Below are 11598 nucleotides of genomic sequence, written 5' to 3'. Positions count from 1 at the left end.
GGGGGTGACGGCGGAGGGGGCGGTTTCAGCGACGGGGGCGGCTTCGAGTGACCCCGGAGCCGCCCGAGGCGGCCGCGTACGACCACGCGCCCGGCCCCGCACCGGCCCGCGGTCAGTGCCGCCCGGCCGGCGTACGGCGGCGCAGCGCGAACAGTACGCCCGCGCCGGCGGCGATCACCGCGGCGGCCGACCCGGCGAGGAGCCCGCTGCTGCTCCCGCCCCCGCTCTCGGCGAGTTCGGTACCCGGAACGTTCGACGCCCCGGAGGCGGCAGGGGCCGCGGAGGTGGAGGACACCGGCGCGACGGCGCCCGGGGAGGTCGGGCCGGCGGGCGTCGGGGTGCCGGACGGCTGGGCGGTGTCGGGCACGCAGGCGGTGTCCGGGGAGATCGGCAGGTCCGTCAGCCGTACGTCGGCGAGGTCGCCCGCAGTGACCGAGACGTTCCACTGGTAGCCCTGGAGCCACGGCACGAGGATCGTCGTGACCGCTTCTCCGGTCGTGAAGTGGCCGATGTGCCCGGTGCCGACGACCTCGCCGTCGAAGCCGCTCGCCATCCGGATCCGCACGGTGATGTCCGCGGGGGTGCCGGAGGAATCCGTGTCGGTGACGGTGATGGCGGCCTTCGCCGTACCGGTGCCGGTGTCGCAGGACGCCGTCGCGGTGAAGTCACCGATGGTGCAGGCGTAGGCGCTGCCGGAGGCCAGCAGTACGGCAGCGGCTCCGGCCACGGCGGCAGCGGTGACGGCGCGCTTGGTCATCACGGGTCCCTCCCCAGGGAATGTCGACAGGGCCTGCCCGGTTCGGCACCCCCCGCTCGCCGCGGGCTCCCACCCGCGTTCTCCGCCGGAGGCCCGAAGCCCAGGTCGGAGCGGTTCGCATCATGTCACCCCGGTGACGGTCCGGCGCACTTGGCCCCAGGCGGAGAAGACGTCCCCACCGGGCACGGCCTTACGGCAGGTCTCAACGCGGCCTGCGTCCTGACCGGGCTGGAGGCACTCGGGTGAGGGACGGTGCCTCCGTCAGGCCCGTGCCGGTAAGGAGGCCCTGAACGGGCGTCCTCGGCCCTGCTCACGACGGACGGGACAACGGTTCCGCGAAACCCGGTTCGGTGTGTAACAACGCGCTCCAGAACTGTCGTTCAGCCAGGATCCCGCAGTGACAGGGCTGTTGCGCTCTGCCTCCGATACTGATCATCACCTCGCCACCACGTCCGATCACCGGGAGAAACCGTGTCTCGTGCCCTGCGCACCGCCGCTGTCGCCGCCACTGCCCTCGTCGCGGCTCTCGGGCTCTCCGCCTGCGACTCGGGGTCGTCCACGTCGGCGGACGCACCGGCGAAGCCGTCGGCGTCCACGTCGGCCTCCACTTCGACGGCCGCGAACGCTCCCGGGGCCGCCTCCACCGCGGGCGCACGGGACGCACCGGACACGACGGACACGACGGACACGGCCGGCGCGCAGCCCGACTCGGGCGCCACGAAGGCGTCGTCCTCCGGCGGCAACGGCAAGCCCGCCGCTGCCGTCACCGGCCGCTGCCACACGGCCGGGTTGACATTCTCCTTCGGCAACGGGGACCAGGGCTACAGCAGTTCCGACGACCAGCAGCACCTTGAGGTCGTGATGACGAACAGCAGCGGGACGACCTGCACGGTCAAGGGCTTCCCGGGCGTGGACCTCAGGGCCGCGGACACCTGGTCCCTCGTCCGCTCCTCCACGTCCGCCTCCACCGTCACCCTCAAGCCGGGCGCGAACGCGAGCTTCGTCATCACCTACCTCCCCTGGGAGGCGGGCAGCGGTGTGGAGTTCAAGGCGAAGAGCCTCGTCATCACCCCGCCCAACGAGACCACGTCCGCCACCCTCAACTGGCCCGGCGGCAACGTCCTGCGCCAGGACGGCGCCACCCACCCCGGCACATACGTCGGCCCCGTCACCGCCTCCTGACCCTCCCGGACCGCACCGCCCCGCTTGCCGGGTCATCCACAGGCCTTCCGCTTCCCAGGTACTGACGGCGGACGGCCGCGTATTCCGTACAAACCTGTACGGCAGCCGGTTGAGAGAGCGGGAGCCGCGCAGGTCTCGTGTGTTCGGGGTCGTCGCCCGCGAGGGCTCGGCCCGGTCCCGGGCAGACGTGCTGCCGGGCATCGGCGCCGTCCATAGGTCGGCTTCGTTGGTGTGGAGCAGAGCCGGGCCGTTCTGGCCGGAGCGGTTTCCGAAGGGTTCGAGCCAGGCGACGTCGGGGACGAGGCCCAGCGCGATACCAAGGTGTACTGCTCCGGAGCGGGCCCGGCTGTTCCGGCCCAGCGTGCCGCGCGGTACCCGAACCCGATGGCCGTACGGGTCGGGGGCCGATGCCGGGCAGGTCCAGGTAGTCGGTGTCGGCGCCGACTGCCACGTTCCGGCGTAGTGACAGCCGGGACTGCATCTTGGGCGCGGGTTCCGCCGGCACGCCCGCGAGGCTGCGCCGGAGATCCATCTCGGCGCGGCTCCCTGGCCGGTCCTGCTGGAGCCGGGCCACGACGATGGGCAGCGATACCTCGCCGACGACGAGAGCCCCGGCACTCATCGCGGCCCCCGTGGCGAGTGTTCCCTCCGCCTGGCAACGAATCCGCCGAGGCGCCGGTAGCCCCCTCACTCAGTCCGCCCCAGCCCTTCCGTCCAGCCGCGCTGCTCCCGTCCGGAGACCGGATTTCGAGGTTGACCCCCAAGAGGCCGCTGCGAAACGGCTCAGTGCCCCGCTCCTCCGAAGGACCAGCCCCCTGGCCAGCTGCTCTTTCTTCGGTATAACGGGATTTGAACCCACCGCCTCTTCGTCCCGAATGCCGTCGAACCAAGGCCGCTGGCTGGGCGTTTGGCGTTGTTGCTGGTCAGGGGGTTGGGCTGGGTGGGCCTGGGGTGGTCTCGCGGGGGCTCGGGGAGCGGATCGGCTCCCATATGGCTCCCAGGAATTCCGGGTCTGACGTGCTCCTTACCCGTGTCTCGGCGTGCGGCGGATGAGGTGACGCCAACCAGTCGCAGCGGCGGGGAACGTCCATGCAGCGGAGAGTCGTTCGTCTCGTCGGAGGGGAGCGCCGATGAAGACGCGCCAGAAGGATCGAGACGTCCCTGGGCCCGACGAGCCGTGGAGCGAGATCCGCCCCGGCCTGTGGATAGGCGGCCACTACTGGACCGACAGAGCAGGCGAGTTGCAGCCCGCCGTCGTGGGCGGTGAGTTCGACCTCGTGGTGAGCCTCCTCACCCGCGCCGGTCACGGCCCGCCCGCCCCCGTCGAGCATGTGCTCGTCGAGCTGCCCGACGGCCCTCTGGCGCCGGACCAGATCGCTACGGTCCAGCAATTGGCCGTCCGCGTCGCTGCTGCGGCTCGAGCCGGGCGTTCCGTCCTCGTACGCTGCCACTCCGGCTACAACCGCTCAGGACTGGTCGTCGGCCAGGCGCTGATCGAACTGGGCAGCAGCCCGAACGCCGCCGTGGACCTGATCCGGCGGAAGCGGTCGCCCTGGGCGTTGAACAACGAGGTGTTCGAGCAGTACCTCACGGCGGGCCTCGACGTCGCCTGCCTCCTGACCGGGCTGGAACCGCTCCTTTGAAAAGGGTGCTGCCAGATGACTGGGGCGGTGCGCGTGGTCGGTTGCAGCCCAGCTTCGCTTGGTTCGAGCCCTACTCGGCATCGCTGGCCGTGGCCTCAGACCCAGACTGTTCCCCGGACTCCGTACCGACGCTCTCGCCTTTCGTGCCCACCTCCCGCAAGGCGAGTTGCGGTCGTTGGAGCTGAGCCCGCTCGTCGTCCGGGATGTTCATCGACTCGGCCAGTACGGCGGCGAGCGCGGCCACGTGAGTGCTGTCGATGTCGGAATCGAAGAGCCACCGGAGGTTGTCTTCGGACGTGATGAGGTCGATCACCGAGTGGCCGTTTCCGTCTCGTGCGGCCGGTGCCCGGACGTATCGCACACGGTCGATCGGGATGTCCTGACCGATCTCGCCCTGCCCGAGGAAGGCGTTTGCCTTGGCCGTGATGATGCGGCGATCCGTAACGGCGACCAAATTCCTCGCCGCCGCCTTGTCCATCGCCGGCGCCACCTTTTCCTTTGCTCCATCAAGGATCGCACCGATCCGTGCGGGGGCGTCGAGGCCGAGGGCGCGGAGGGTTTCACCGTCCTCGATGCGCCAGCGCAGAATGCGAAGGTACCGTTCGAGATCCAGCGACGTGGGCGCGCAGACGACCTCGGGAATCTCGAGCGGAGGGGCCGGCGGGTGGAGGGCGTCGGCAAGCGGCTGGACCGCCTCCAGAAGGTGGGTACTGGTGAGGCGGGCCTTCTTCGCATCCTTCCGCTTCCCTATCAGCGGCACTGTTGCGCGTCCGGGGAGCTCGGCGATGATGCGTAGCTCGCGCGTCAGCGAGTCGACGAGGCTCGTCGTCTGTGCCAGGGCGGAGTCGAGCTCCTCGCTGGTCTCGCGCTCGATGATCTCGACGAGCCGTGCCTCGTCGACCTCTTCGCGGCCGGCGGCCCTGGCGCGGGCAGCGTGGAGCGTCTGGTAGCCGGTCCATGCCTTGAGCGAAGACAGGAGGGCGTGGGCGTCGAAGACGATTGCCCTGGCGTTCGTCTCGAGGTATTCACGTCGGTTGGGCGTGTCCAGCCGACCGAGCTGCCGAACATGTTCGCCGACGTTCAGTCGGTATGTCTCGCGCTGCTTACGCAGAGCGTCCTCTTTGGCTGCGACCTTCTCCCACTCGGTCGTCGTGACCGATTCGAGCTCACGCGCGCGACTGACCGCGCGATCGACGGTGTCGACGAGCGACGTCAGTTCGGCCCACTGCTCGTTGCGCAAGGTCGTGAGGACTTCGCTCGTCAGCGCGATGTTGGTCCTGACGAGGCCGGTGACTTCGCTCAGCATCGCCTGAAGCGCGACCATGGCCAGCGCGGGCCCGGTCGCGGCCGCGAACTCGGCCGCGCTTACCCCTGTCATAGGGATCAAGCGGGCTTGATGGACTATCCGGCCGTTGGCGATCACCGCTCCGAGATTCGCGCCGTCCTTGGCCGCGAGCGCTCCGCCAGCGGTCAAAAACGCCCTCGTCGTGTCGGCGAGCCTGTAGATCCCTTCCACACCGGCGAACGCGTTGGCGAGGTTGCCGCCTACTGTGGCCGCGTTGCCGATCGAGGCCAGGGCTGCTACCGAGAGTCGCGTGCGGTCGTCGACCGATATCAGCCCCATGTCCAGCGGATCGAGCTCGAGTTCCGCAATGAGCTCGGCGGGGACATCCCCGAAGGCGACGGCAACTCCCGGTCGTACCTCTACCAGGACTGTCGATGGCGCGGCCGAGTCGCTGCCAGAGGGCGACGCCGGACTGTCCGCGGCACGTGCGTCGGCGGTGTCACCCTGGCCGTTCTCCTCGGGTTCGGCGGCCTCCATCGAGTCCGAAGAATCCTGCATGCGATGTCCTCCCCCAGCGGCGTGGAACAGCCCGACGCCGTCAGCATTCACTGCCGCAGGGTACGGGAGGCCGCCCCGCGGCGAGCGTGGATTCACCTACGGGACTCACTTCCAGATTCCCTCGGGGCCGAGTCACAGGTTTCGCGGCGGGCGGCTGGGCCATGGAGCTGTCAGTGCCTGAGGTTGGCGAAAGGCAGAGCGTGGTGCAGAGTCTCGAACTCGGCCAGCAGAGCGTTCTCCTCGCCACGAGGGTCTGGTGTCGGCTTCCACGCCACTAGCAAGGCTGCGGGATCTTGCAACTGCCAGATGTACCGCCCGCCGTGGTGACTGGTTCCGCCGAGGCCGTGTCGGGCGTACTGCTTGAGCCGACCGCGAAGGCCGTGGTCGGCAGCAGCACCCGCGTCCGCCTTGCCGACGTAGAGGACTTCAGCTCCGTCGACCCACTTCGCCGCCAGCTGCTCCATGCCCACCGCCGGGTTAACCCCCTTGCGCCAGCCTGCCGTGCTGGCGGCCAGGAAGGTCGGTGCGGCGTCGGAGGCCCTGATCACTACGTAGATCCCGCCGTCGAGGGGGAGCAGCTGGGTCGCCAGAAGGGAGAAGGGTACGAATCCTCGGAATCCGCGCTCCTCAAGGACTTGGCGTGTGAGGGTCACGAGCCGATTATGGCGCCGGTGCGGCGCGGCTACGCCGATCAGGGCGAGTGCGCCCCCGCAGTGCCCCGACGGTTCGACCGCATGTTGACCATGTGTCTTCCCCTGATGACCGTACGTAGATAGCATCAGCGCCCTGACTCGATCCTTGGGGGGAAGATGTCAGGGGGGTTAGACAGCTGGCTGCTCGCTGCCGTGTCGGAGTTCGGACGTGCCTGCAAGGTCAAACTGTCGGGCGGCGGCAGTCCGGAAGCCGCCATACGCGCACCCCTTGAGGCGCTGCTCCAGGCCATCGGCGAGCACCATGAGCAGCACGAGGTCTCCTGGCACGATGAGTTCCGCGTCCCCGACCTCGGCGTCCGACCCGACTACGCCATCCGTTCGAGCGGTGAGCTGGCGGGCTACATCGAGCTCAAGAAGCCGGGGTTGTCGGTCGACCCTGACACCTTCGGAAAGAGCAACCGCGAGCAGTGGGAGAAGCTCCGGAACCTGCCCAACCTGCTGTACTCCAACGGCACCGAGTGGCGACTGTTCCGCGACGGGCGTCAGCTCGGCGAGACGGTCTACTTCACAGGATCGCTCCGCTCGGCGGGCGAGAGCCTGGCGCCGGTGGACCCGGGCGCGCTGGATGCGCTGCTGAAGCAGTTCCTGGTGTGGAAGCCTCCACCCATCAAGCGCGTGGCGCGGCTCGTGCAGCACGTCGCCCCGCTCTGCCGGTTGCTGCGCGCTGCCGTCCTGGAACAGCTCTCAGCCGAGGCCCGATCGTCCAAGCGGGACGACGATGTCCGCGCCCGGCCGTTCACGGGGCTCAAGAACGACTGGCGGCGGATGCTGTTCCCGTCCGCAGACGACGTGACCTTCGCCGACGGCTACGCCCAGGCAGTCACCTTCGCCCTGCTGCTCGCCCGGTCCGAAGACGTGCTTGAAGAGGGAATTGGCCTCCACGACATCGGTCGCCGCCTGGACGCCGACCACGCCCTCATGGGGAAGGCCCTCCAACTCCTCACCGACAACGTCAACGAGCGGTTCACCGTCACGTTGGAACTGCTCCGCCGAACCATTGCCCAGGTGGACTGGCCGGCCATCCGCACAGGCAACCGGGACGCCTACCTTCACCTCTACGAGCACTTCCTCACGATCTACGATCCGGCGCTGCGCCAGCGGAGCGGCTCGTACTACACGCCGCACGAGGTCGTTCAGGAGATGGTGCGTCTCACCGAGGACGTGCTGCGCACGCGGCTTGGTCAACCCGAAGGGTTCCGCAGCGACGGCGTTCGGATCGTCGATCCCGCCATGGGCACCGGGACCTTTCTCCATACGATCATCGAACGGGTCGCCGAGCAGGCCGCCGAGGGCTCCGGACCTGCAATGTCCGCCGACGCCATCTCGCGCCTCGCCCCGCGGCTGTACGGGTTCGAAATGCAGATGGGGCCGTTCGCCGTCGCGGAGTTACGGGCCTCCGAGCTGCTCAAGCACTACGAGGCCCCGCTACCTGACGGAGGACTCAACCTCTTCGTCACCGATACGCTGGACAACCCGTTCGTCGAGGACGAATACCTGGCATCCACGTACGACGCCCTGTCCGAGTCCAGGCGGCGAGCGAACAACGTCAAGGCCAACGTCCCCGTGACCGTCGTGATCGCCAATCCGCCCTATGACGACAAGGCCGAAGACCGCGGCGGCTGGGTGGAGAAGCGCACCGATCGCGGCGAAGTGCCGTTGCTCGAGGCCTTCCGCTACCCAGGCAACGGGCGTTACGAGCACGTGCTCAAGAACATGTACGTGTACTTCTGGCGTTGGGCCACCTGGAAGGTCTTCGACGCGGACGACGGCGAACGCCACGGCGTGGTCTGCTTCATCACGCCCTCGGGGTGGGCCACTGGTCCCGGCGGCCGGGGAATGCGCGAGTACCTGCGCCGTACTTGCGACGAGGGCTGGATCATCAACCTGTCGCCGGAGGGGCACCGCTCGGACGTGGCCACGCGCCCTTTCCCCGGCGTTGCGCAGCCGCTGGCGATCTCCATATTCGTCCGCAAGGCGGGGGCCGAGCGAGGCAAGGACCACCGGGCGAGAGTGCACTACCGAGCCCTCGCCGGCCGCCGGGCGGACAAGTTCGACCAGTTACATGCGGTGCAGATCGATGACGACGGCTGGCGCGACGCGCACTCCCGGAGTCCGCGTCCCTTCACACCTGTTACGCAGTCCGGATGGGAGGACTTCCCAGCGCTGGACGACCTGTTCCCATGGGGCAGCCCCGGTGCGAAGTCCAACCGCTCGTGGGTGAGCGACCCGTCGGACGACGTACTTCGCCGACGGTGGACCACGTTGATTCGAAGTGGCGACCCGGCCCTCAAGGCCAAGCAGTTCAAGGAGACGCGAGATAGCGATCTGAACACGAGAAGGGAGCCGTTACCGGGCCAACCCGCCCACCTCTACTCGCTGGCGCAGGAGACCGACGTCCGCCCGAACCTCATACGCACCGCGCTCCGTAGCTTCGACCGCCAGTGGCTGATCGCCGACAACCGCGTACTCGACTACCCCCGGCCAGACCTGTGGGCGACCCTCCAGGCAGGGCAGATTTTCCTCAACCAGCAGTCGTCCCACGAGATCGACTCCGGCCCGGCGGTCGTGGCCACACACCTCATCCCGGATACCCACCATTTCAATGGCCGCGGGGGCAGGATCCTTCCGCTCCTGCACCCCGACGGTTCGCCGAACGTGCCGCCCGGTCTGCTCGCCCACATGGCGCGGGCAACGGACCAGGAACGCGTCAACGCCGCCGACCTCGCCGCATACGTCGTCGCTGTTGCTGGCCACGACGCCTTCACGCACAGGTTCACCGAAGAACTACTGACGCCAGGCGTACGCGTGCCGCTGACCCGAGACCGGGCGCTGTGGGCTCGGGCAGTCGGACTCGGCCGGGAAATTCTGTGGGTCTCGACGTACGGCGAGCGGTGCGCCGACCCCGCGCTCGGACGGCGCACTGGCCAGGTGCAGTTCTCCTCGGGAGACGAGCGGCAGGTGCGTTACCTGACACCGATCGGCAGCCGCATCCCTGACCGACTGGAGTACGACGCAGCGACACGAACGCTCCAAGTCGGGGACGGATCATTCGCTCCCGTTCCCGACGCCGTGTGGGCGTACGACGTCGGCGGCATGAAGATCGTCGGCAAGTGGTTCGGCTATCGGAAGTCGTCCCCCACCAGCAAGCGGACGAGTCCTCTGGACGAGATCCAGGCAGAGCGCTGGCCGCACGAGTGGACGACGGAACTCATCGACCTGCTCTCCGTGCTCCGGCGTCTTACCGACCTCGCGCCTGTCCAGGGTGAGTTGCTGGAGGAGATCCTGGACGGTCCCGTCGTCACGGAAGGAGAGCTGACCACGAGCGGGGTGCTTCCTGTATCGGCGACTGCACGAAAGGCACGCCGTGCTGCGGCCGATGTCCTCTTCGGGGGGCAAGAGCTGCCGTGAGCCCATCCCCACGTCACGTGGCTTCGTCCACGCTTGCCAGCGCCTCTGCCAGCGAGCGGGAACCGTCCGCCAGTCCCCGCACCGCTCGTGCGAGCCGCGGGGCCACCGCCGCGCGCATGTCGGCCAGGCGGGCAATCTCGGCCAGCCGCTCCTGCGAGGACTCGTACAACGCCCGGAAGTGGACGGCAGCACCCAGATCCGTGAGCGTCAGCGAACCGTGGGCCAGGTCGACTAACTTCATCCAACGGAGCGTCGGCAGGTCGTCCCGGGCCAGATCCGCATCCAGCCCGTCCAAGGCCAACGCCTCGACGAAGGCCGACCGATCGCTCGGGTCCGGGACCGATCCTTCAGCCAGCCGTGCCAGGAGTCTCCACTGCGCTTCCGTGAGATCCAGGTGAGGCAGGGGTGCGGCAGAGTGCATGAAGCCATGCCTAGCACGCCGCACGGACAGCAGCGGGGTCTCCACTCCGCCAGGCGGGCGGTCGGAAGTCCTGAAAAGTGGTGCGCGAGATGCGCCCGCCTCACTGCGGCGGCGCTGCGTGCTGGGGTCAGGCGCACCTCACAAACCCACCAGTGCGCACAACCGGTTGGACATCAGACAATCGCGGACGCATGCGGCCATGCGCCGCTATGCTCCGTTCACCGAATCTCCACAATTGTCGTACTCCCAGCACGAGGAGCTCCACCGTATGGCTGTCCGACCCCCGATGGCACCGGCAGATCGGAAGCGGTTGGAGAAGCTGCTGGGTTCCTGGCGCGACTCGCTCATCGATCTCAGCTTCCGCAACCGGCTGCTCAGTTACCAGCGCCGGTCGACGTCCGTCGGGATGGACATCGCCGCGCCCGGTCTGCTCTCCGTCCTCGAAGGGCTGGGCCGTGGCTGCGGCTTCGCCGAGGTGCGGGAGGCTGAGGCCGATGGCGATGAGACTGTGCCCGGTCCCGGAGTGGCGCTGGCCAAGAGCAACTCGGGCACGTTTCCGGCAGACAGCCGACCCATTGACACCCCCGCCTCTCGCCAGGGGGTAGGCGGTCGTCGGCCGGCCGTGAGCCTGACCACCTCCAAGACCTCGCAGGCTGAGCAGGACCGCCACCTCAAGCGGCTCGCGACGGTGACGCGGGAGAAATACAACGACTACGGTCTGTGGGTGCTGAACCTCGGCGTGGGCTTCCTCGACTGGAAGCCGGCGCCTTCGGCCGAGAAGGGCCTCAGTTCACCCTTGGTCATGGTCCCCGTGCTTCTGGAGCGGCGTGGCGCTTCGTACATCCTCAAGCTCAACACGGACGAGGAGCCGGTACTCAACCCGGCTCTCGGCATCAAGATGAGCGAACTCAGCGTTGACTGGCCGCGTCCTGACCAGGTGGAGCTCGGAGGCATCCCGGAACTGATCGATAGCGTCCGGAGAGCGGTGGCCAGGCACCGGGGGTGGAAGGTGACGACGCGCGTCGTGCTCGACACCTTCAACTCCAGCAAAGAGGTCATGTACCGGGACCTGTTGGAGAACGCGGACCGGGTTATGGCAAGCAGCTTGGTTCGTGCGCTCGGGCTCGGTGCGGACTCCGGCCTTCCGCCCGCGACCTTCGACTTTGAACCTGCTGACATCGAGCGCATTGACGTGGTGCAGCCGCCCGAGAGGGCACCTATGGTGCTGGACGCCGACTCATCACAGCGCCAGTGTGTCGCCGCGGCGCTCGACGGTCGCAGCTTCGTCATGGACGGCCCGCCGGGAACGGGCAAGAGCCAGACGATCACGAACATGATCGCCGGATTACTTGAGCAGGGCCGCACCGTGCTCTTTGTGAGCGAGAAAGCTGCAGCCCTCGACGTCGTCCGCAATCGCTTGGGCGATGTCGGCCTCGGAGACTACGTTCTGGCGTTGCACAGCAACACCGCTGGACGGAAGCAGGTGGCGCAGGAACTGGGCCGGGCGCTTGCGGCTTCGCGCCGTACCCTGTCGGGTGAAGTTTCCCCGTGATCTCGGACACTCGTTCTTATGCGGCGATGGTGTGCCGCTGTCGGGTCTCGTGCGGGGTCAGGTAGCCCCAGTTGGGGTG

8 protein-coding genes are annotated in these 11598 nt (G+C 68.3%); 4 read left to right on the top strand and 4 right to left on the bottom strand.

The window, feature by feature from the left end; translation table 11 throughout:
- Positions 1–112: 112 nt before the first annotated feature.
- The gene (locus tag V7E46_RS29210) at positions 113–757 is read right to left on the bottom strand and encodes an LAETG motif-containing sortase-dependent surface protein (protein WP_333771244.1); all 645 of its coding nucleotides are present in this window, start codon (positions 755–757) and stop codon (positions 113–115) included.
- A 471-nt stretch (positions 758–1228) separates the two neighbouring features.
- Between V7E46_RS29210 and V7E46_RS29205 the strand changes: the two genes are divergently transcribed.
- Complete coding sequence (locus V7E46_RS29205; protein ID WP_333771243.1) at positions 1229–1939, top strand: DUF4232 domain-containing protein; 711 nt, start codon at positions 1229–1231, stop codon at positions 1937–1939.
- A gap of 1130 nt (positions 1940–3069) precedes the next feature.
- Positions 3070–3582, top strand: coding sequence for a protein-tyrosine phosphatase family protein (locus V7E46_RS29200; RefSeq protein WP_333771242.1), 513 nt, complete (start codon positions 3070–3072; stop codon positions 3580–3582).
- A gap of 70 nt (positions 3583–3652) precedes the next feature.
- On the opposite strand, the gene V7E46_RS29195 is transcribed toward V7E46_RS29200, so the two are convergent.
- Entirely contained in the window at positions 3653–5476 is a 1824-nt protein-coding gene (locus V7E46_RS29195; protein ID WP_333771241.1) for a hypothetical protein, read from the bottom strand.
- 119 nt (positions 5477–5595) lie between these two features.
- The gene (locus tag V7E46_RS29190; RefSeq protein WP_333771240.1) at positions 5596–6078 is read right to left on the bottom strand and encodes a hypothetical protein; all 483 of its coding nucleotides are present in this window, start codon (positions 6076–6078) and stop codon (positions 5596–5598) included.
- Positions 6079–6270: 192 nt separating this feature from the next.
- Between V7E46_RS29190 and V7E46_RS29185 the strand changes: the two genes are divergently transcribed.
- Positions 6271–9546: a type ISP restriction/modification enzyme gene (locus V7E46_RS29185; protein ID WP_333771239.1), complete on the top strand. Its 3276-nt coding sequence runs from the start codon at positions 6271–6273 to the stop codon at positions 9544–9546.
- 13 nt (positions 9547–9559) lie between these two features.
- Here the strand turns inward: V7E46_RS29185 and V7E46_RS29180 are convergent, their stop codons facing one another.
- Positions 9560–9967 carry a hypothetical protein gene (locus V7E46_RS29180; protein ID WP_333771238.1) on the bottom strand — a complete coding sequence of 136 codons (408 nt, stop codon included), beginning with the start codon at positions 9965–9967 and terminating at the stop codon, positions 9560–9562.
- 310 nt (positions 9968–10277) lie between these two features.
- Between V7E46_RS29180 and V7E46_RS29175 the strand changes: the two genes are divergently transcribed.
- Positions 10278–11519 (top strand): DUF4011 domain-containing protein, encoded by a 1242-nt coding sequence (locus V7E46_RS29175; RefSeq protein ID WP_333771237.1) that lies wholly within the window; start codon positions 10278–10280, stop codon positions 11517–11519.
- Positions 11520–11598: the final 79 nt, after the last annotated feature.

It is taken from the genome of Streptomyces sp. IBSBF 2435, assembly GCF_036815005.1.
GTDB lineage: Bacteria > Actinomycetota > Actinomycetes > Streptomycetales > Streptomycetaceae > Actinacidiphila.
This window is presented reverse-complemented; position numbering and strand designations above follow the sequence as displayed.